The following is a 22,024-nucleotide window of genomic DNA, read 5'->3' as shown; positions in this document are numbered from 1 at the left end:
ATTACGCTGCTTTTTTTTGGTTTCTTGATTTTTAAAGTGATCCTTTGGCGATCACTCACTTATAGTGAATACCTCAACGTTCTCTTCACCATCTTGGTTTGTGTCACTTTGTATTGGTTTTGCACCATTATTTGGTAAGTCCACGTCAACGGGTTCTGCCTCTCCGTACTGGAACCCATTAATCACTTGCTTTACCCCCGAGACATTACGTGCGATTTCTATCGCTCGCTGACTCTGTGCTTCTGTTACATAGCCGAACAGAAACACTTCACTATCTTCAGTAATCACTTTTACTTTGACAGCATTTAGCTGCTCATCAGTGAGCAGCGAGGATTTTACTTTGGTGGTGATCCAGCTGTCATTACTGATTTGCGTAACCGTTAGCGGCGCTTTTTGCTTCATTTGGTTGTGAATGACTTTCACGCCGGTGATTGCACGGGTTCTTTTCTCAAGATCACTGATTAAGTCCTGAGTTGGAGCTTGACCCATTAGTACTACAGTTCCATTGTATGAGCTGGCGAAAACACGAGCCTGACCTTTAAATGGCTGCTTATTACCAATCGCGGCGACCTCAAACTCAATGTTGTTGTCTTGCCAAATCTGTTTGGTCGTACGTGTATCGGTGACGATATTGGCTGTCGTTGCTGCGCCAGCAATGAACAAACCTGCACAACCACTAAGATTAAGCACAGTAAATAAAATGATGAGGCTGCGTAACATAATTCTGATTCTCGATCTGAGTTATTCTTCGTGAGCAGGGAAAAGTACTTGGTCAATCAAGTCACATAAACAATGCAGGGTCACCATGTGGACTTCATGAATGCGTGCTGTGCGATGAGACGGGATTCGAATCTCGACGTCATTTTCACCCAGTAGACCCGCCATCTCGCCGCCATCTTTGCCTGTGAGTGCAATGATCGTCATGTCTCGAGTTACCGCCGCTTCCATTGCTTTGATGATGTTCTTGCTATTGCCGCTGGTCGATAGGGCAAGAAGAATGTCCCCCGGCTGACCAAATGCACGAACTTGCTTAGAAAAAATTTCCTGATAATGGTAGTCGTTGGCAACGGCTGTTAGCGTTGTGTTGTCAGCGGTCAGGGCCATGGCTGGTAGGCTGGGACGCTCTGTCTCAAAGCGGTTTAACAGGCAAGAGACAAATTGTTGTGAATTGGCGGCACTTCCACCGTTTCCACAGCATAGGATTTTGTTACCGTTGAGCAAACTCGAAACCATGGCTTGAGCGGCATGAGTTATAGCGTCTGGCAGTGCTTCAGCAGCTGCAATTTGAATTTGAATACTTTCTGTAAAGCTGTCTTTAATGCTATCTAGCATCGCTTATCCTTCAGATATTGCGTTTTGTATCCAGTTAATATCTCGGCCATTGTCGTGAATGGCGATAACATCGAACCGGTAATCGATTGTATATATGGACTGTCTCTGGCGACTTAGCCAGATGTTTGCGGTTTTGATCAGCTTGCGCATTTTGGCGCGAGTGACCATTTCCGCTGCCGAGCCAAAACGATCATTCTTGCGATATTTGACTTCGACGAAGACGATAGTTTTACCTTGTTGGAAGATTAAATCAATTTCGCCGACTTTTGTCAGAAAATTTTGCTCAACAAAGCGTAAACCCTGGCGAATTAGGTACTGCTTCGCCAGAGTTTCATATTGATTACCTATCTGACGTTTACTGAAAAGCCCCACGCTCAGCCCAACTTAGCTCACGTTGCACAACACAGTTGTTATCGAGGCTTAGAACACCTGTCTGACCTCGGATAGATAGCCCTGGAACCAGCTTCATCTGAGGCAGTTCGCCAATCAACTTGTATGCATCCATACCAAGCGCTTTTAAGCGGACTTCCATATTGGATTGTTCTGCCCATAACTCTTTCATTTCAGCGGCAACCGTCGGGTCTGGGTCGATCAGTAGCGGAATATCGCTGTAAATAATGCCAGTCAAATCATCGTAAGTTGCGCCACCGCTATTACTACGAGAGTTAGAGAAGATTTGTGGCGGCTTGGCATCTGGGTTAATCGCGACTTCGATGAATGGTTTAATCAAAGTCAGTTCAGAACTTCTCGCTACTATGTACACTGCATCGACGTCGCGACGGCTACGTGGCTGTGTCTCCAGTTTAATTTTCATCAGCGATTGCATCTGAGCGATACGCTGTTTACTTTCCTGCAGGCCGAATACGTCATTGATGTCTTTTTGCAGCTGTCGTTTATCTCCAAAGTAGCTGGTTGCGACTTTGTTTGAGCTGTATTTATTCCACTCTTCATTAAACGCTTCAACCACTCGCTCGCCGTAACTGCCTTTAGGAGCAAGAATTAGCGGGAAATTATAGCCTTGGTTAAACAGGTATTTCGCTGCTTGTGCCACTTCTTGCTCTGGTGAAAGTGCCAGATAGCAGATATTACTGCCCGGTTTGATCTCTTCAGGGATGTTCAACGCTAAAGCTGGAATGGTTGGACCCGCAGAAGAACCATCAATAGAGGTCTGTAACAGCTCAACATTTTCTTTTTGCAGCGGGCCAACAACAAAATCGATATTTTCGTTGATAAGACGTTGTTTGATTTGGTCGGCGCTATAAGCATGCGTATCGATAACGGTTAAGCTTGTGCTCTGGTCACGATTCTCATCATTCATCATCGCAAACATGAAGCCTTCACGGATCAGCTGTGCCTGAGGAGCAAATTTCCCCGTCAGTGGTAGAAGCAACGCGGTATTATTCGGCTTAACGATGTTGAGCGATAAAATGTTTTGAATTTCTTCTGGTGTGTAGACGGCTGCTGGGTGAGATGGGTTTTCTGTTAACCAATTCTCTAGCGTGTTTCTTAGCTGAGAAAGGTTGCCTGACATCGATTTAGAGTAAATCGCCAGTTGCAACCAGCCACTCAAAACTTCTTCGTTTGGAGCCGTGCTTAGCGATGTCAATTCTGCTTCTGAGTAGCTACCGAAGTTCATCCAAATACGGCTGGAAATTTCTCTCTGTTCTGAAGAAGAGGAATACTGACTTAGCATAACCAGTTCGCGGTTTGCTTCAAATGACTGGTTCAGGCTTTGGTAAGCGTCTGCTCGTAACGCATAATAGTCCTTCCACTGTTCATTCGGCAGTTTCCACCAAGGCTTAAAGTTCAGTAGTTGTAGTAACTGAGAGTAATTGCCTTGCTTTTGCTGTATGGTTCCTCGCGCCAGTTGCCACTCAGCCTGTTGTACTTCTGACAATTGCTGGCGAGAAAGTCGAGTGATCAGTAGTTCGGCCTGATCAAGTTGGTTGGCTTGAATTGCGGCCTTGGCTGCCATGATCAACCAGTCGTTTTGTACGCTGCCTTCCGAGCTGTCAGCTTGAATCATGTAGCTCTGCACTGACTGGGTAGGCTCCAGTGTGACATCTACACCATCAGGTTGTCTCGGACCTGAAGAACAGGCGGCGAGTGTAATTGCTAGTGCAACAGGAGTGAGTATGCGTGGTACACTGAGTCTCTTATGGTTAATCATTGCCGTGAGTTCTCTATAATTTTGTACAAAATTGTCTTTATATTAATCGTTGAAGTGATGGTAAACAAATGACAGATAAAAATAATTTGCCGAATGAGGGGCCAACTCTCTTTATCGTACCGACTCCCATCGGAAATTTAGCAGATATCACCCAACGTGCTATCGAGGTTCTGTCGAATGTGGACATCATTGCTGCTGAGGATACCCGACATACGGGTAAATTACTGTCTCACTTCAATATTCAAACCAAAACTTTTGCGTTGCATGATCACAACGAACAGCAAAAAGCGCAGGTCTTGGTGGAAAAGCTACTTTCAGGTCAGTCCATCGCGCTGGTTTCTGACGCAGGAACACCTTTAATCAGCGATCCAGGGTACCATCTGGTGACAAAATGTCGTCAAGCGGGCGTAAGAGTTGTGCCTCTTCCTGGTGCGTGTGCGGTTATCACAGCGTTAAGTGCTTCTGGTTTGCCCTCTGACCGCTTCAGTTTTGAAGGGTTTCTACCGCCGAAAAGCAAAGGACGTAAAGACAAGTTTTTAGAAATCGCATCGGTAGAGCGCACTTGTATCTTCTATGAATCTCCGCACCGTATTTTAGACTCGCTACAAGATATGTTAGACGTTCTTGGCCCTGAACGAGAAGTTGTTTTGGCGCGAGAGTTGACCAAAACGTTTGAAACTATTCAAGGTATGCCGCTTGGAAAGTTAATCGAATGGGTGAAAAGCGACGATAACCAACAGCGCGGAGAAATGGTGTTACTGATTCATGGCCATCGAGAAACTGCGGATGACTCTTTGCCTGATGACGCGTTGCGCACACTGGGTATTTTAACCAAAGAGTTGCCACTCAAAAAGGCGGCGGCGTTGGTGGCAGAAATCCATAACCTTAAAAAGAACGCTTTGTATAAATGGGGTTTAGAAAACCTGGATTAATCAGGCGGCCTCTGTCTAAACAGGTTTACCTAGCAAAATGGATTAGGGCTAATGATTTTCATTAGCCCTTTTTTCTGTTAACCAGACGTCATGTTGGGGCGTTGTTAGAGCAAAAAAGCACCACTTGATGCATTCCTTACATCATATCTGTGATCTCACTAGACGCGGAGAGGAGAACTCTATACAATCCGCCCTCGGAGCTGACTGGGTAGTCGCTGCTTTGTTGATGTCCTTCGGGAGACTGACGTTGAGGTCCTTCGGGAAACTGACGTTGACGTCCTTCGGGAGACTGACAAAGGGGAGGAAAGTCCGGGCTTCATAGAGCAAGGTGCCAGGTAACGCCTGGGGGGCGCAAGCCTACGACAAGTGCAGCAGAGAGAAGACCGCCGATGGCCCGTAAGGGATCAGGTAAGGGTGAAAGGGTGCGGTAAGAGCGCACCGGACGACTAGCAATAGTTCGTAGCAGGGTAAACTCCACCTGAAGCAAGACCAAATAGGCCTCCACATTGCGTTGCTCGCGTAAGGAGGCGGGTAGGTTGCTCGAGCCAGTGAGTGATTACTGGCCTAGACGAATGGCTACCGCCGCGCAAGCGGAACAGAACCCGGCTTATGTGTCGGCTCCAACTATTCGAGACCCATCATTACTTGTTAGTAATGATGGGTTTTTTGCATTTTATTGACTCAGACTGCGTCATTACCAATAAACTTGGTATTTAATCACGTCTCACTCTAGACTTGTGGTGGCGATGATGTGGGAAATCAGTACACTAGGAACTATTATTCACTCGCTGATTAATTCAGCATGAGAGCACAACACGCCCTAAAAGTCGCTTCAAGATTATTCAACGAGAAAGCTATGACCGAAACCTTTCAACATATTTCCGTGTTATTAAATGAATCCATTGATGGCCTGGCAATCAAACCTGACGGTATCTATATCGATGGAACATTTGGCCGAGGCGGTCACAGCCGTACGATTTTATCTAAGCTAGGTGAAAACGGCCGACTTTACAGTATTGACCGCGACCCACAGGCTATCGCAGAAGCGGGTAAGATTGACGACCCTCGTTTCACCATTATTCACGGTCCATTCTCTGGCATGGCTGAATACGCACAAGATTACGATCTGGTTGGCAAAGTAGACGGTGTATTGCTAGATCTTGGCGTTTCGTCTCCTCAGCTAGATGACGCTGAGCGTGGTTTTAGCTTTATGAAAGATGGCCCACTGGACATGCGCATGGATCCAACCACGGGCATTTCGGTATCTCAGTGGCTAATGGAAGCGGATTTGGATGACATCACCTGGGTGATTCGCGAATTTGGAGAAGACAAACACGCTCGCCGTATTGCGCGCGCGATTGTGGAATACCGTGAAAACGAAGAAAACGAGCCAATGGTTCGTACGGGCCAGTTAGCGAAGCTAATTTCAGAAGCGGCTCCAAAAAGCTTTAAAGAGAAAAAACACCCTGCGACGCGCGCATTTCAGGCATTCCGTATTTACATCAATAGTGAACTAGAAGAGATTGATACTGCGCTAAAAGGAGCGGCAAGTATTCTTGCTCCACAAGGGCGTTTGTCTGTAATTAGCTTCCACTCATTGGAAGACCGCATGGTGAAGCGCTTTATCCGTAAAGAGAGTAAAGGGCCGGAAGTCCCGCATGGTATTCCGCTAACCGAAGCACAAATCAAAGAGCTGGGTAGTGCGAACATGAAACCCATTGGCAAAGCGATTAAGCCAAGTAAACAAGAAATTGACATAAATCCTCGTTCACGCAGTTCTGTGTTAAGAATTGCTGAAAAGCTTTAATTATTATGACGAAAGCCACTCCTAACCTTGCTAAGTTGATTGCCACGGACTTACTCACAGTTGGTCGTTGGCCTTTATTGTTGTTGCTGCTTATTCTGGCATCAGCAATGGGAGTGGTATTTGCTACCCACCATGCGCGTCAAGCGATCACCGAAAAAGATCACACTCTGGTCGAGCGAGAGCGGCTAGACAGTGAATGGCGCAACCTGATGTTGGAAGAAAACGCCCTGGCAGAACATAGTCGAGTTCAAGACCTTGCAAAAAAGGAACTTGAAATGAAACGACCTGACGGCGATAAAGAAGTGGTTATCACACTAAAATGATTAGAAAGAAAACCAATACCAAACAAGGAAATAAGCGCAAGGTTTCCACAAAAGCAAAAGCTGCAGTCGATGATAATAAAACTGAAAAAACAGCAGCAAAAGTTGAGGTAGAAGAGTCTTTTTTGATTCGTTGGCGTTTCCATCTATTACTGTTTTTTGTCTTCTGTGCGTTTGCGCTGCTTATTGGGCGTGTGGCGTACATCCAAATTATCGAGCCCGATAACCTAATTAAACAAGGTGATCTGCGCTCTGTTCGAGTTAAGTCGATTCCTTCTGCACGAGGCATTATCTCTGACCGCAACGGAGAAGCTCTTGCCGTCAGTGTTCCTGTTGAAGCCGTTTGGGCCGATCCGGCGACTATCTTTAAAGAAAATGCCCTGAGTCAAACTCAAAGCTGGCATGCGCTGGCTGACGTTTTGGGCGTTGATCGTCAAGGTCTGATTAACAAAATCAGGAGCAATGAAAAGCGTCGTTTTATTTACCTGCAGCGTCAGGTTAGTCCCGCCATGGCAAATTATATCCGCGAGTTGAAATTACCGGGCGTCGGGCTTAAATCCGAGTCTCGTCGTTATTATCCGGCAGGTGAGGTTAGTGCTCACTTAGTGGGAGTAACGGGAATCGATGGCCATGGCTTGGAAGGCGTAGAGCGCAGCTATGATGAATGGCTGACTGGCCAAGAAGGTAAAAAAACCATCCGTAAAGACCGTTATGGTCGAGTGGTCGAGAATATTGCCTGGCAAGACAAACAAGAAGGTAAGTCTCTGCAACTAACCATAGATCAACGTTTACAAGCGATTGCGTATCGAGCCATTAAACAGTCGGTGGCGGACCACCGTGCCACCTCTGGCTCTGTTGTGATGTTGGACGTTAAAACTGGCGCGGTATTGGCGATGGTTAACGCGCCATCGTATAACCCGAATAATCGCAGTGATTGGCAAAGTTACAAAATGCGCAACCGTGTGATTACTGACTCCATGGAGCCGGGGTCAACCATTAAGCCATTTGTGATTCTGGCTGCGTTAGAAAATGAAATCGCTGATACCGATACCATCGTTGATACGGGAAACGGCGTGCTTCGATTAGGTGGAAGCCGGGTTAAGGACGTCTCTCGCGTTGGTAAAGCCAGCCTGGAGATGATCCTGAAAAAGTCCAGTAACGTCGGTGTGACTAAACTGGCGATGCAAATGCCTGTTGAGGCACTACTGGGTTTATACAGCTCTGTCGGTTTTGGAGAGCTTTCTGGTTTGAACCTGGTGGGTGAAGTGACGGGGATTTTCCCAAGTCGGTCGCGCTGGTCACCGATTGAAAGGGCGACCATCTCTTTTGGCTATGGTCTCTCTATTACACCCATTCAGCTTGCGCACGCTTATGCCACGCTCGGAAACCTTGGTAAATACGAGCCGATACATATCATCGAAAGTAACGACAACAATATGTCTCGCCAGGTCGTCAGCCCTCTGCATGCGCGTCAGGTACTTGATATGTTAGAAACGGTAACGCAGCAAGGTGGCTCAGCTCGCCGTGCGGCAGTGCCGGGCTACCGAATTGGGGCGAAAACCGGTACCTCTCGTAAAGCTTCTGCGGGGGGGTACAGTGATGAGTATATTACTTACACCGCAGGTCTCGCTCCTGTTAGTGACCCGAAAATCGCACTCGTGGTGATCGTCAATGAGCCGCAAGGTGATGATTACTATGGTGGTTCTGTGGCATCTCCGGTTTTTTCTGAAATTATGAAAGGTGCGCTACAGATCCTGAACGTGGCACCAGATGAAAATAAATTCCAGCAGTAAGCAAAGTTAGCTTACTGCTAAATAACTTGAGTAAACCTGAGCCAAAGCTCGGAGAACAAATATGACTAAAGCCATCAGTATGGACGCATTGCTGTCCTCTTGGGTTGATTGCCCAAGTTTAGCGTCCGTTCTTGTCTCTGAACTGGAACTCGACAGCCGAAGAGTTCAACCCGGTACCACTTTTGTTGCGATTGTCGGGCACGTCGTGGATGGAAGGAAGTTTATTCCGGCGGCAATTCAGCAAGGTGCGAATGCGGTTATTGCGCAAGCCTGTGAGAACAAAACGCATGGCACCATAGAGTGGGTCGATGACATTCCGGTTATTTATTTGAGTGCTTTGGATAAGTGTCTGTCTGAAATGGCCGGTCAACTTTATCGCTATCCAGCAATGGATCTTATTGGTGTGACAGGAACCAATGGCAAGACCACCATCACCCAACTAATTGCGCAGTGGATTGAACTCATCGGTTCGAAAGCGGCCGTGATGGGGACGACAGGAAATGGTTTCTTAGATCATTTGCAAGCCGCTGCGAACACCACTGGCAACGCGGTGGAAATTCAACATACGCTCGCGTCATTAGCAGAGCAAGGCGCGAAGTACACTGCGCTGGAAGTCTCTTCTCATGGTTTAGTGCAAGGACGAGTGAAAGCCCTGTCATTTGCTGCAGGAGTATTTACCAACCTGAGCCGTGATCACCTTGATTATCATGGCACGATGGAAGATTACGCGAGCGCTAAATTTACCCTCTTTACCCAGCACCAGTGTGAAAAAGCCATTATTAACGTTGATGATGATGTCGGTGCAGCTTGGGCTAAAGACCTTTCGAATGCGATTGCAGTTTCTTTAGTGCCAACAACTGAGTTTACAAACGCACTATGGGCCAGCAACGTCACGTATGCCGAATCTGGTATCACTATCGATTTTGACGGTATGTTTGGTAGCGGCACTTTATATGCCCCTTTGATTGGGGAGTTTAACGCGGCGAACTTGATGTTAGCGTTTGCGACTTTGCTAAGCTTAGATTTTGACAAACAAGAGCTTTTGGCGACGGCGAATCAACTGCAGCCAGTATTAGGTCGAATGGAACTATTCCAGACAGAAAAACGAGCCAAAGTGGTGGTCGATTACGCGCATACCCCTGATGCATTAGAAAAAGCGTTGCAGGCGCTGCGTGTGCATTGTGAAGGTCAGCTTTGGGCGATAGTCGGATGTGGCGGAGACCGTGATGCAGGTAAACGTCCTATGATGGCTGAAATCGCAGAACGTCTGGGTGATAAAGTGGTGTTAACGGACGACAACCCACGTAGCGAAAGTCCGGTACTTATCGTCAAAGATATGCTGGCTGGATTATCGAAACCGGCCGAGGCGATTGTTCAGCATGACCGTTTTAAGGCTCTGTCTTATGCCCTCGACAATGCGTCAGCCCAAGACATTATCTTGCTGGCTGGTAAAGGCCACGAAGACTATCAAATTCGTAATGGCGAGACGATCCATTATTCGGATAGAGAATCTGCAATGCAGCTATTAGGACTGTCATCATGATTAAAGTCACTTTGTCTCAACTTGCTGAAATTACGTATGGTGAACTGGTTGGTGAAGACATCACCATCGCCGCAGTTTCAACCGATACCAGAACTATAGAAAGTGGCTCATTGTTTGTCGCATTAGTGGGTGAACGATTTGATGCGCATGACTTCTGCCAGCAGGCGGTTGACGCTGGAGCAGGTGCCCTGCTGGTGCAAAAACGTCTCGATGTGGATGTCCCACAAGTGGTGGTCGCTGATAGCAAAATTGCTTTGGGTGAAATCGCAGCCTGGATTCACCAATCTTGCCAAACGCCAACCGTCGCTATTACGGGTAGCTGCGGCAAAACCACAGTGAAAGAGATGGTCGCGAGCATTTTACAGTTGAAAGGTCAGGTGCTGTTTACAGCTGGCAACTTCAACAACGACATCGGTGTGCCATTAACGTTATTACGTTCGCAAGCAGACGATGACTATGCCGTCATTGAGCTGGGAGCAAATCATATCGGTGAAATAGCCTATACCACGCAATTGGTGAAACCAGATATAGCTTTGGTTAACAATGTTGCAGCCGCTCACCTTGAAGGTTTTGGTTCCATTGACGGGGTTAAACAAGCAAAAGGTGAAATCTACCAAGGCTTGTCAGCGGGTGGAGTTGCTATTGTTAATTTGGACAGTCATGGTGATGTGTTATGGAAATCTGCTCTCGTCGATAAGAGGGTGCTCTCTTTTTCGCAAACTAACACTCAAGCAGATTTCTATGCGTCCAATATAAAACTGAATGAAGAGGGTAAAGCCAGTTTTACTTTGCACCTCGCAGAAGATGAACAAGAAATTGAACTATCTCTGGGCATTATTGGTCAACACAATGTTGCGAATGCGATTGCGGCTTCAGTCATTGCGCTACAAATGGGCGCAACAATCGACGAAATTCAATCTGGTTTGTTGCACTTGAGTAAAGTGCAAGGCCGAGTGGACGTTGAGCAACTGAGTCAATCCATTAAGTTGATAGATGACAGCTACAATGCCAGCGTTCCCGCAATGAAAGCCGCAGTTGACCTTTTAAGCGCCTTCCAAGGTCAGCGCTGGCTGATTTTAGGCAATATGGCGGAATTGGGCGAGGAAAGTCTTGCACTTCATCGTCAAGTCGGGGAACATGCTGCCCCACAAAAATTTGAACACGTTCTCACTTATGGCGCGGACGCAAAGGTGATCAGTGACCTGTGCGACGGAAGCCACTTTGAGACACATCAAGATATGATTGACTACATCAAGCAGCATCTAGACCAAACCGTTTCCGAAAACCATACCATATTGGTTAAAGGAGCGAACGGTGCTCGTATGTTTGAAGTCGCTGCTGCTTTGAAGGAGTATTTTTAATGATTATCTGGCTTGCCGAGCTGCTACAGCCATACTTCTCTTTTTTTCGCTTGTTTGAATATCTGTCATTTCGAGCAATTTTAAGTGTATTAACAGCCCTAGGTCTGTCTCTTTGGATGGGACCTATCATGATCAAGCGTTTGCAAATGCTGCAAATCGGTCAGGTAGTACGTAACGAAGGCCCAGAATCTCACTTTAGTAAACGTGGTACGCCAACCATGGGCGGTATCATGATTTTGGCTGCGATTTCTATCACCATTCTGCTTTGGGCGGATTTATCAAACCCTTATGTTTGGGCGGTTCTTGCAGTGCTGCTTGGTTATGGTGCTGTCGGGTTTGTTGACGATTACCGTAAAGTGGTGCGCAAGAATACCGACGGTTTGATCGCTCGCTGGAAATACTTTTGGCAGTCGTTAATTGCATTTGTAGTAGCGTTCGCTCTTTACGCTTACGGCAAAGATACAGCGGCAACTCAACTTGTAGTACCATTCTTTAAAGATGTCATGCCGCAAATGGGCATGTTGTACATTATCTTCACTTATTTTGTGATTGTCGGTACGAGTAACGCGGTAAACCTGACTGATGGTCTGGATGGATTGGCGATTATGCCGACGGTTCTGGTGGCAGCAGGCTTTGCCGTTATTTCTTGGGCCACGGGTAACGTTAACTTCTCTGAATACCTGCATATCCCTTACCTGCCTCATGCTTCTGAACTTGTGGTGGTCTGTACGGCGATTGTTGGTGCTGGTCTTGGCTTCTTGTGGTTCAACACTTACCCAGCGCAAGTATTTATGGGCGATGTCGGCTCACTGGCTTTGGGCGGTGCGCTGGGTACTATCGCGGTATTGGTTCGCCAGGAATTTGTGCTGGTTATTATGGGTGGTGTATTTGTTATGGAAACCCTGTCGGTTATTCTTCAGGTGGGTTCTTACAAGCTACGTGGCCAGCGTATTTTCCGCATGGCACCTATCCATCACCACTATGAACTTAAAGGTTGGCCAGAGCCTCGCGTTATCGTGCGTTTCTGGATTATTTCTATCGTTCTTGTTCTGATTGGTCTAGCAACATTGAAGGTGCGTTAATCGCGCCTCTTCAGACAAGAGTTACAGTGTGAACAAATATGGAACGTTGGCAAAACATACATAATGTTGTCGTCGTAGGGCTCGGTATTACCGGGCTCTCTGTCGTTAAACACCTAAGAAAAAATCAGCCACAACTAGTGGTTAAAGTCATTGATACCCGAGCTAATCCTCCGGGGGCTGACCGCCTTCCTGAAGGGATTGAGCTGCATAGCGGTGGTTGGAATACCACGTGGCTTACAGAGGCTGATCTGGTTGTGACCAACCCTGGCATCGCGCTTGCGACGCCTGAAATTCAGTCCGTACTAGGTCGCGGGACACCCGTTGTCGGGGATATTGAACTGTTTGCCTGGGCAGTCAGTAAGCCTGTTGTTGCGATTACCGGCTCTAATGGTAAGAGTACGGTCACGGACTTAACCGGAGTAATGGCAAAAGCGGCGGGTTTGAATGTTGGTGTGGGCGGCAATATTGGCGTTCCTGCGCTCGATCTACTCGAACAAGAGGCGGACCTATATGTGCTGGAACTGTCTAGCTTCCAGCTGGAAACCACGTCCAGCCTTAAGTTAACTGCGGCGGCGTTTCTGAATCTTTCAGAAGATCATATGGATCGCTATGCAAGCATGGCCGACTACCGATCTGCAAAATTGCGTATTTTCAATCATGCTGAGCTTGCGGTTGTCAATCGAGATGATCAGGAAACCTTGCCTGATCATGCCATGCCAGTGGTTACCTTTGGCGGCGATGAGCAAGCCTTTGGTTTAGATACCGATGGTGAGAAAACCTGGTTACTTGATCACGGCCAGCGCGTGATTGCCAGTGATGAACTTAAGCTGGTCGGCAAACACAACTTAGCGAATGTTCTGGTGGTGTTGGCTTTGCTCAAAGCGACAGGTATCGACTATCACAACACATTGAATACACTTAAAAATTACACCGGACTGACACACCGTTGCCAGGTTGTTGAAGATAATCAAGGTGTTAAATGGGTCAATGATTCCAAGGCAACCAATATTGCTAGCACGATGGCAGCGTTATCGGGTCTGGAACTTACTGGTAAGTTGTATCTACTGGTTGGTGGCGTTGGTAAAGGCGCAGATTTTACCCCCTTAGAACCGATCTTCGCGACACTCAATTTACAGTTGTGCTGCTTTGGTAAAGATGGTGATGAATTCTTACCATTGCATGAGTCAGCGATTCGTTTCAATACGATGGAAGATGTGATTCAGCAAATATCTTCGCAGTTAAAAGCGGGTGATATGGTGATGCTGTCTCCTGCATGTGCTAGCTTTGATCAATTCGACAACTTTATGGCAAGAGGTGATGCGTTCGCTGCTCTTGCTAAAAAATACGCATAATAATTGAAGGTCACTCGTTTCGTGGGTTTAGGTAACGTTAAACATAATATCAGTCATTGGCTCAGGCAGCCCGCACCACAAGCGTTGTTTGATCGTCAGTTAGTATGGATTGCGTTGGGGTTAATGCTGACAGGGTTGATCATGGTAACGTCGGCTTCTTTTCCGATCAGCTCACGACTGACCGATCAACCTTTCCACTTTATGTTTCGTCACGCCACTTTTCTTGTACTGGCGTTGATCACATCAGCGGTGATTCTTCAGGTTCCTTTAGAAGAGTGGTTCAAGCGCAGTCACTATTTGCTTTGGCTCTCTTTTACGCTGCTTATCATCGTGTTGCTTGCAGGGAAATCTGTAAATGGTGCCTCTCGATGGATCCCTTTGGGGCTGTTTAACTTGCAGCCAGCCGAGGTCGCAAAGCTGTCCTTATTTATCTTTATGTCTGGCTATTTAGTCCGCAAGCAAGAAGAAGTGCGTCAAACTTTTTTTGGCGGCTTTATGAAGCCAATCATGGTGTTTGCCTTTTTTGCCGTACTATTGCTGGGACAGCCAGACTTGGGAACCGTTGTGGTAATGCTGGTAACCTTGTTCGGTATGCTGTTTATTGCGGGCGCAAAGTTAACCCAGTTTCTCGCACTGATGGTCGCTGGTATTGGTGCTGTAGTCGGTTTGATTCTGGTCGAACCTTACCGTATGCGACGTGTAACCTCCTTTCTTGACCCTTGGGAAGACCCATTCGGTAGCGGCTATCAGTTGACGCAATCTTTGATGGCGTTTGGTCGCGGTGAATGGTTTGGTCAAGGGCTTGGCAACTCAATTCAGAAACTCGAATACCTACCAGAGGCGCACACTGACTTCGTATTTGCCGTATTGGCTGAAGAGCTTGGTTTTGCTGGCGTTGTACTGGTACTGATGTTGATATTTAGTCTGGTACTGAAAGCCGTTTATATCGGTAAGCGCGCTTTCGAAGACGGCGAAATCTTTGGTGGCTACCTCGCGTTCGGTATTGGCATTTGGTTCGCGTTCCAGACACTGGTTAACGTAGGCGCTGCCGCAGGTATCGTACCAACCAAAGGTTTGACCCTCCCGCTAATCAGTTATGGTGGTTCCAGTCTGATTATTATGTCCGTTGCAGTATCCATATTGCTGCGTATCGATCACGAATGCCGCTTGAAACGCGAGCAACAACAATCAGAACAACAAACTAATGAAGAAAACTAAACGTTTGATGGTGATGGCTGGTGGTACTGGCGGTCACGTATTTCCGGGGCTTGCCGTTGCTAAGCAATTGCAAGAACAAGGTTGGGAGATTCGCTGGTTAGGTACGGCGGATCGAATGGAAGCGGATTTGGTACCAAAACATGGTATTGAAATCGACTTCATCAAAGTGAAAGGTTTGCGAGGTCAGGGCGTGAAGCGTCTTCTGGCGGCGCCATTCCAAATTATCAATGCCATTATGCAAGCGCGTACTCACATGAAACAATGGCAGCCGGATGCGGTTTTGGGCATGGGTGGTTACGTGAGTGGACCCGGTGGTGTTGCGGCTTGGCTAAGTGGTATTCCTGTTGTCCTACATGAACAAAATGCCGTTGCAGGTTTGACTAACCAGTGGCTGTCTAAGATCGCTAAAAAAGTATTTCAGGCTTTTCCTGGTGCTTTCCCAAAAGCTGAGGTTGTCGGTAATCCTGTACGTGAGGATGTGACTCAACTGGCTGAACCAGCGCTTCGTATGCAAGGCCGCCAAGGTCCGATTCGGATTTTGGCAATGGGTGGTAGCCAAGGCGCTCGTATTCTTAACCAAACTTTACCTGAGGTTATGGCTAACTTAGGTGAAGACTACTGTATTCGTCATCAAGCGGGTAAAGGATCAGCGCAAGAGGTGCAAGCCGCATATCAGAAACACAATGTGGTTAATGCTGAAGTGAGCGAATTTATTGATGATGTGGCGGAAGCCTATGCATGGGCAGACCTGTTAGTGTGTCGCTCAGGCGCTTTGACGGTATCTGAAGTTTCTGCTGCTGGTGTCGGCGCCATTTTCGTACCGTTTATGCATAAAGACCGTCAACAAGCACTCAATGCGGATCACTTAGTCGAATGCGGAGCGGCGAGAATGATTGAACAACCAGTGTTTACGGTTGAAACACTCACTGAGCAAATCCAGCAGTTAGATCGCAAAACTTTACTAGAGATGGCTCAGCATGCACGTAGCGCCGCTAAACTGGACGCCGACAAAACTGTCGCACAAGCCATCGTCGCTTTGACTGAAAAGCGTTAATGAATTATCGAGAATAGAAACAGATGACTATTGAACATACACAAGACTTAGCTCAGATTCGCGCAATGGTTCCAGAAATGCGTCGCGTGAAATCAATCCACTTCATCGGTATTGGTGGTGCGGGGATGAGCGGCATTGCTGAAGTGCTCCTAAACGAAGGTTATCAAATTACCGGTTCTGATCTTGCAAAGAATGCAGTAACTGAACGATTAGCCGCTAAAGGCGCGACTATCTATATCGGGCACCAGGCAAGCAATGTTGAGCAAGCAAGTGTGGTTGTTGTTTCTACGGCTATCAACGAAGAAAACCCGGAAGTGATGGCGGCCCGTGAGTTGCGTATTCCAATTGTTCGTCGCGCAGAGATGCTGGCTGAGTTGATGCGCTTCCGTCACGGTATTGCTGTGGCAGGTACACATGGCAAGACCACTACCACGGCACTTGTGACGCAAATATATTCAGAAGCGGGCCTGGATCCAACGTTTGTCAATGGTGGTTTGGTGAAAAGTGCGGGAACCAACGCACGTCTTGGCTCTAGTCGCATTCTTATTGCTGAAGCAGACGAAAGCGATGCGTCATTCCTGCACCTTCAGCCAATGGTGAGTATTGTTACCAACATCGAAGCCGACCATATGGATACTTACGGTGGTGACTTTGAAACTCTGAAGCAAACCTTCATCGACTTTCTGCATAATTTACCATTTTACGGTCAAGCGATTGTCTGTATTGATGATCCTGTCGTTCGCGAGTTAATTCCACGTATTAGCCGTCAGGTGATTACCTACGGTTTCTCTGAAGACGCGGATGTACGTATCGAGAATTACCGCCAAGAAGGCCAGCAAGGTAAATTTACGGTGGTTCGTAAAGGCAGAGCTGATCTTAATATCACGCTAAATATCCCGGGTCGTCATAATGCACTCAACGCATCAGCCGCAATCGCAGTTGCAACGGAAGATGACATTGAAGATGAAGCAATTCTGAAAGCCATGGCGGGAACGCAAGGTACGGGACGTCGCTTTGATCACCTTGGTGAATTCGATACGGGCAACGGCCATGCAATGCTGGTGGACGATTACGGTCACCACCCAACGGAAGTCGGTGTCACGATCAATGCGGCGCGCAGCGGCTGGCAAGATAAGCGCCTGGTGATGATTTTCCAACCGCACCGCTACAGTCGAACTCGTGATTTATATGATGATTTTGCCAATGTCCTTGAGCAGGTCGATGTGTTGATTATGTTGGATGTCTATTCTGCGGGAGAAAAGCCAATTGCAGGTGCTGATGGACGCGCATTATGTCGCACAATTCGCAGTAGAGGTAAGTTAGATCCAATTTTTGTTCCAGAAATCGAGCAATTACCGTCAGTTTTGGCTAACGTTATACAAGACGGAGACTTAATTTTAACGCAAGGTGCCGGAGATGTTGGTAAAGTGGCTAAACAGCTCGCCGCTCTTAAGTTAAATGTTAATAAAATGGTGGGATAAACTGGAATTCAGTGTGAGCTTGAAGATAAAGACCTAGATCTCGATTTTGCGCCAACAACGTTGTGATTTATTGTTATCAGTGTTTGATAGTTTATTAGAGCTCAGTATAATCTCAAAGTTAAAGTCATTGCTTTTGTTAGTGTGTATTAACATGAGCGAAGGTATGCGACAAAGGTCAGGAAACACAGACGTTGTTAAATATTGCACTAAATGAAGAGCGACGAAACACGGAAAATAATCGTGGTCGCAAAAATAAAATCTTAGGTGCGCTATTTTTTGTCGTAGTTTTGACTTTAATTAGTTCTGTTTTGTACTCGGCGATCAGTTGGATGTGGGATGACCAAAGACTTCCTCTATCCAAAATAGTGCTCCAAGGAGAGTTGGAGTATATCAAAGCTGATGATGTTCAAACTGCATTCAGCAGAATTGACCACATTGGTACGTTTATGTCGCAAGACATCGATGTATTACAGCAAAGTGTTGAAGCCTTGCCGTGGGTTGCTCATGCAGCAATTCGAAAGCAATGGCCAGATACAGTAAAAGTTTTTTTGACAGAGCATCATCCTGAAGCCATCTGGAATGGCAACGAGCTGTTGGATAAAAACGGCTTGGTATTCGACGGGGATGTTGGTCTGGTAAAGGAAGATAAAGTTAAGCTGTATGGACCTAAAGATAGCGGACCTGAGGTTTTACAAACCTACCGTGATTTGAGTCCTAAGTTTCAGCAACTAGGTTTAGCGATATCGTCTCTGGTATTAAATGAGCGACGAGCTTGGCAAATCATCCTTGAAAACGGTATTCGATTAGAGCTCGGTAAAGAGTCTCTTCTTGAGCGTATAGAGCGTTTTTTTTCACTCTATAACAAGCTTGGTAGTGACACGCAAAGAATCAGTTATATCGATCTCAGGTACGATACAGGAGCTGCAGTCGGTTGGTTTCCTGAAGAAGAGTTAGAAGAGAGTACAGATGACTAAGGCCGCAGACGACAACATTATTGTTGGTCTTGATATAGGCACTGCAACCGTATCAGCTCTAGTGGGCGAAATTTTACCAGATGGCCAAATTAATATAATTGGTGCGGGTAGTAGCCCTTCGCGTGGCATGGACAAAGGTGGCGTGAATGACTTGGAGTCGGTTGTAAAATCAGTACAACGCGCAATTGATCAAGCTGAGTTAATGGCCGAGTGCCAAATCAGCCGAGTATTCATTTCGTTGTCTGGTAAGCATATCGCAAGCCGAATCGAAAAAGGTATGGGTACGATATCTGATGAGGAAGTTTCTCAGGAAGATATGGACAGAGCTATCCATACTGCAAAATCAATTAAAATCGGTGATGAACAGCGAATCCTTCATGTGATTCCACAAGAATTTACCATCGATTACCAGGAAGGGATTAAAAACCCGCTTGGTCTCTCTGGGGTAAGAATGGAAGTGAGTGTCCATCTTATCACGTGCCATAATGACATGGCGCGCAATATCATTAAGGCGGTAGAACGTTGCGGCCTTAAGGTAGAGCAACTTGTATTTTCTGGGCTTGCTGCAAGTAATGCAGTAATTACCGAGGATGAAAGAGAGCTTGGAGTTTGTGTGGTCGATATTGGCGCCGGCACGATGGATGTTGCAATCTGGACGGGTGGTGCGCTACGTCACACCGAAGTATTTTCATACGCGGGAAATGCGGTAACAAGCGATATTGCTTTTGCTTTTGGTACGCCAGTAAGCGATGCTGAAGAAATAAAAGTAAAATATGGCTGTGCTTTAAGTGAACTGGTCAGTAAGGATGACACGGTTAACGTTCCAAGCGTAGGTGGGCGACCTTCACGTAGTCTGCAACGTCAAACATTGTCAGAAGTGATAGAGCCACGCTACTCTGAGCTTATGGGACTGGTTAACCAAACGATCGATACCGTTCAGGCAAAATTACGCGCAGAGGGCATTAAGCATCATCTGGCTGCTGGTGTTGTACTAACTGGCGGCGCCGCGCAAATGGACGGGGTGGTAGAATGTGCGGAACGCGTATTCCGTAACCAAGTAAGGGTCGGTAAACCGCTCGAAGTCAGCGGATTAACTGACTATGTAAAAGAGCCGTACCATTCTACGGCAGTTGGATTACTTCATTACGCAAGAGACATGCAGTCCAGCGACGATAGCGATTACAATGAACCTAAACGCTCATCTGTCACTGGCTTTTTCGGTAAATTGCGTAACTGGATACAAAAAGAGTTTTAACCTGAGTTGCAGGATAAACGGAGACAACACATGTTTGAACCGATGATGGAAATGTCTGACGATGCAGTAATCAAAGTCGTTGGAGTTGGTGGCGGCGGTGGTAACGCTGTTGAACACATGGTGCGTGAATCCATCGAAGGTGTGGAATTCATCAGCGTTAACACTGATGCGCAAGCACTTCGTAAGACAAGCGTTGGCAATGTTATTCAGATTGGTGGTGATATCACTAAAGGTCTGGGTGCAGGTGCGAATCCACAGGTCGGCCGTGAGGCAGCTCTCGAAGACAGAGACAGAATTAAAGATTCCCTAACTGGTGCCGATATGGTGTTTATCGCAGCCGGTATGGGTGGTGGTACAGGTACTGGTGCAGCACCTGTTATCGCTGAAGTAGCAAAAGAACTAGGCATTCTTACCGTTGCAGTGGTAACTAAACCGTTCAGCTTTGAAGGTAAGAAGCGTTTAGCGTTTGCTGAACAAGGTATCGATGAGCTTTCTAAACACGTTGACTCATTGATTACGATTCCAAACGAAAAGCTACTTAAAGTTCTTGGTCGTGGTGTGACGTTGCTAGAAGCGTTTGCAAGCGCGAATGATGTTCTTAAAAACGCGGTTCAAGGTATCGCGGAACTGATTACTCGTCCTGGCATGATCAACGTCGACTTTGCGGACGTACGTACTGTTATGTCTGAAATGGGTCACGCAATGATGGGTAGCGGTATCGCGAAAGGCGAAGACCGCGCTGAAGAAGCGGCTGAAATGGCAATTTCTAGCCCACTTCTGGAAGACATCGATCTGGCTGGCGCACGTGGTGTTCTTGTTAACATTACTGCAGGCTTGGATATGCGTCTTGACGAGTTTGAGACAGTGGGTAACACGGTTAAAGCATTTGCTTCTGATAATGCAACTGTAGTTATCGGTACTTCTCTAGACCCAGACATGACGGATGAAATCCGTGTAACGGTTGTCGCGACAGGTATTGGTAACGAGAAAAAACCAGATATTACCCTTGTTGCTGGTGGTAAGGCAAAAGTAGCGCCAACGCCTCAAGCTCAACCACAACAACAAGCAATGGCAACTCAAGCTGAAGAGAAACCGGCACAAACTTTGCGCCCTCAAGTGCAAGAGAAGCCTCAGGTTACTCCTCAGCCGACAAATACAGCTTCTTCTTCTCCTGCGTCGTCGAGTCAAAGCTCAGCTGCACCAAAGCAAGAGAAAGAGAGCGGTTATTTAGATATACCGGCATTCTTACGTCGCCAGGCTGATTAATCTTTAACCCATAAATTTGACATGGTTCAAAATTATGGTAGCATTCACGGTCGACGTTACAGACGACCGTGTTTTGTAGCACACTTTAGAGAGGCAAGCAGATGATCAGACAACGTACTCTGAAAGAAATAGTGAAAACAACTGGTGTGGGTCTCCACTCTGGTCGTAAAGTCACGCTTACTCTGCGCCCAGCTGCTGCAAACACAGGTATTATTTACCGTCGTACCGATGTAAACCCTCCTGTAGATTTCCCAGCTGATCCAGCGTCTGTTCGTGACACTATGCTATGTACCGCACTAGTGAACGATCAAGGCGTGCGTATCTCAACGGTTGAGCACTTAAATGCTGCACTTGCTGGTATGGGCATCGATAACATTGTTGTTGAAGTCGACGCGCCAGAAATTCCAATTATGGATGGTAGTGCAAGCCCATTTGTATATCTGCTTCAGCAAGCGGGTATCGAAATGCAAAATGCTCCTAAGCGTTTCATCCGTATTAAAAAACCAGTTCGTTTCGAAGATGGCGATAAGTGGGCAGAGTTTGTTCCATTTAACGGTTTCCGTATGGACTTTGAGATTGACTTTAACCACCCTGCAATAGAATCAGATGAGCAGCGTTTACTGTTTGATTTCTCATCTAAAGGGTTCGTTCGTGAGATTTCTCGTGCACGTACGTTTGGTTTTATGCGTGATATCGAATATCTACAATCTCAGAACCTAGTTTTGGGTGGTAGCTTTGATAACGCTATCGTACTGGATGATTACCGAATTCTTAATGAAGAAGGTCTGCGTTTTGACAATGAGTTCGTTACTCATAAAGTGTTGGACGCCATTGGTGACCTTTACATGTGTGGCCACCCGATTATTGGTGAATTCCGTGCATTTAAATCAGGTCACGGTCTAAACAACCAACTTCTACGTGCTGTTCTGGCTGACCAGGAAGCATGGGAATGGACAACATTCGAAGAAGAAGCCGGTTCTCCAGTCGCATTTGCAGAGCCAAACATGGTACTAGCATAAGCTTAAACTGAATTTAATAAAACCAGGTCTCGACCTGGTTTTTTTCTATCCAAAATTCAAACTTA

Annotated in this window: 19 protein-coding genes and 1 other RNA gene; 16 read left to right on the top strand and 4 right to left on the bottom strand. The window is 46.7% G+C overall.

Annotation, left to right across the window (positions count from 1 at the left end):
- Positions 1-51 precede the first annotated feature (51 nt).
- Genes OO774_RS13565 through OO774_RS13550 form a run of 4 tightly spaced genes read right to left on the bottom strand, consistent with a single transcriptional unit; the run spans position 52 to position 3,502 of the window.
- Entirely contained in the window at positions 52-720 is a 669-nt protein-coding gene (locus tag OO774_RS13565; protein ID WP_264903159.1) for a BON domain-containing protein, read from the bottom strand.
- Positions 721-741: 21 nt separating this feature from the next.
- Positions 742-1,332: a phosphoheptose isomerase gene (locus OO774_RS13560; RefSeq protein WP_014230789.1), complete on the bottom strand. Its 591-nt coding sequence runs from the start codon at positions 1,330-1,332 to the stop codon at positions 742-744.
- Positions 1,333-1,335: 3 nt separating this feature from the next.
- Positions 1,336-1,704, bottom strand: a complete 369-nt coding sequence (locus OO774_RS13555) for a YraN family protein (protein ID WP_264903158.1) — start codon at positions 1,702-1,704, stop codon at positions 1,336-1,338.
- Positions 1,688-3,502 (bottom strand): penicillin-binding protein activator, encoded by a 1,815-nt coding sequence (locus OO774_RS13550; protein WP_264903157.1) that lies wholly within the window; start codon positions 3,500-3,502, stop codon positions 1,688-1,690. Before OO774_RS13550 ends, OO774_RS13555 begins: the two co-directional genes overlap by 17 nt.
- A gap of 68 nt (positions 3,503-3,570) precedes the next feature.
- Between OO774_RS13550 and rsmI the strand changes: the two genes are divergently transcribed.
- The 16 genes from rsmI to lpxC all read left to right on the top strand — a co-directional run bounded on the left by rsmI (position 3,571) and on the right by lpxC (position 21,959).
- The gene (gene rsmI, locus OO774_RS13545; protein WP_264903156.1) at positions 3,571-4,434 is read left to right on the top strand and encodes a 16S rRNA (cytidine(1402)-2'-O)-methyltransferase; all 864 of its coding nucleotides are present in this window, start codon (positions 3,571-3,573) and stop codon (positions 4,432-4,434) included.
- A gap of 196 nt (positions 4,435-4,630) precedes the next feature.
- Positions 4,631-5,060: RNase P RNA component class A (gene rnpB / locus OO774_RS13540), an RNA gene on the top strand.
- Between the two features lie 230 nt (positions 5,061-5,290).
- Positions 5,291-6,241, top strand: a complete 951-nt coding sequence (gene rsmH / locus OO774_RS13535; protein WP_264903155.1) for a 16S rRNA (cytosine(1402)-N(4))-methyltransferase RsmH — start codon at positions 5,291-5,293, stop codon at positions 6,239-6,241.
- 5 nt (positions 6,242-6,246) lie between these two features.
- Positions 6,247-6,564 (top strand): cell division protein FtsL, encoded by a 318-nt coding sequence (gene ftsL, locus OO774_RS13530; protein WP_264903154.1) that lies wholly within the window; start codon positions 6,247-6,249, stop codon positions 6,562-6,564.
- Positions 6,561-8,354 carry a penicillin-binding transpeptidase domain-containing protein gene (locus OO774_RS13525; RefSeq protein WP_264903152.1) on the top strand — a complete coding sequence of 598 codons (1,794 nt, stop codon included), beginning with the start codon at positions 6,561-6,563 and terminating at the stop codon, positions 8,352-8,354. Before ftsL ends, OO774_RS13525 begins: the two co-directional genes overlap by 4 nt.
- 61 nt (positions 8,355-8,415) lie before the next feature.
- Entirely contained in the window at positions 8,416-9,897 is a 1,482-nt protein-coding gene (gene murE, locus OO774_RS13520) for a UDP-N-acetylmuramoyl-L-alanyl-D-glutamate--2,6-diaminopimelate ligase (protein ID WP_264903151.1), read from the top strand.
- On the top strand, positions 9,894-11,258 hold the full coding sequence (murF, locus tag OO774_RS13515) for a UDP-N-acetylmuramoyl-tripeptide--D-alanyl-D-alanine ligase (RefSeq protein ID WP_264903150.1): 1,365 nt from the start codon (positions 9,894-9,896) through the stop codon (positions 11,256-11,258). Before murE ends, murF begins: the two co-directional genes overlap by 4 nt.
- On the top strand, positions 11,258-12,340 hold the full coding sequence (mraY, locus tag OO774_RS13510) for a phospho-N-acetylmuramoyl-pentapeptide-transferase (RefSeq protein WP_014230799.1): 1,083 nt from the start codon (positions 11,258-11,260) through the stop codon (positions 12,338-12,340). Before murF ends, mraY begins: the two co-directional genes overlap by 1 nt.
- Positions 12,341-12,378: 38 nt before the next feature.
- On the top strand, positions 12,379-13,692 hold the full coding sequence (gene murD / locus OO774_RS13505) for a UDP-N-acetylmuramoyl-L-alanine--D-glutamate ligase (protein ID WP_264903149.1): 1,314 nt from the start codon (positions 12,379-12,381) through the stop codon (positions 13,690-13,692).
- Positions 13,693-13,713: 21 nt separating this feature from the next.
- Entirely contained in the window at positions 13,714-14,910 is a 1,197-nt protein-coding gene (gene ftsW / locus OO774_RS13500) for a cell division protein FtsW (RefSeq protein ID WP_264903148.1), read from the top strand.
- Complete coding sequence (gene murG, locus OO774_RS13495) at positions 14,897-15,964, top strand: undecaprenyldiphospho-muramoylpentapeptide beta-N-acetylglucosaminyltransferase (RefSeq protein WP_264903147.1); 1,068 nt, start codon at positions 14,897-14,899, stop codon at positions 15,962-15,964. The genes ftsW and murG overlap by 14 nt, the downstream gene beginning before the upstream one ends.
- 23 nt (positions 15,965-15,987) lie before the next feature.
- Positions 15,988-17,445: a UDP-N-acetylmuramate--L-alanine ligase gene (murC, locus tag OO774_RS13490; protein WP_264903146.1), complete on the top strand. Its 1,458-nt coding sequence runs from the start codon at positions 15,988-15,990 to the stop codon at positions 17,443-17,445.
- Positions 17,446-17,636: 191 nt separating this feature from the next.
- Positions 17,637-18,419: a cell division protein FtsQ/DivIB gene (locus tag OO774_RS13485; RefSeq protein ID WP_264903145.1), complete on the top strand. Its 783-nt coding sequence runs from the start codon at positions 17,637-17,639 to the stop codon at positions 18,417-18,419.
- On the top strand, positions 18,412-19,674 hold the full coding sequence (gene ftsA / locus OO774_RS13480; RefSeq protein WP_014230805.1) for a cell division protein FtsA: 1,263 nt from the start codon (positions 18,412-18,414) through the stop codon (positions 19,672-19,674). Before OO774_RS13485 ends, ftsA begins: the two co-directional genes overlap by 8 nt.
- A 30-nt stretch (positions 19,675-19,704) precedes the next feature.
- Complete coding sequence (ftsZ, locus tag OO774_RS13475; RefSeq protein ID WP_264903144.1) at positions 19,705-20,940, top strand: cell division protein FtsZ; 1,236 nt, start codon at positions 19,705-19,707, stop codon at positions 20,938-20,940.
- Between the two features lie 101 nt (positions 20,941-21,041).
- Complete coding sequence (gene lpxC, locus OO774_RS13470; protein ID WP_264903143.1) at positions 21,042-21,959, top strand: UDP-3-O-acyl-N-acetylglucosamine deacetylase; 918 nt, start codon at positions 21,042-21,044, stop codon at positions 21,957-21,959.
- Positions 21,960-22,024: the final 65 nt, after the last annotated feature.

The organism is Vibrio sp. STUT-A11 (assembly GCF_026000435.1).
GTDB lineage: Bacteria > Pseudomonadota > Gammaproteobacteria > Enterobacterales > Vibrionaceae > Vibrio.
The sequence above is the reverse complement of the archived record's forward strand: the minus strand, read 5'-3'. Positions and strand labels throughout refer to the sequence as shown.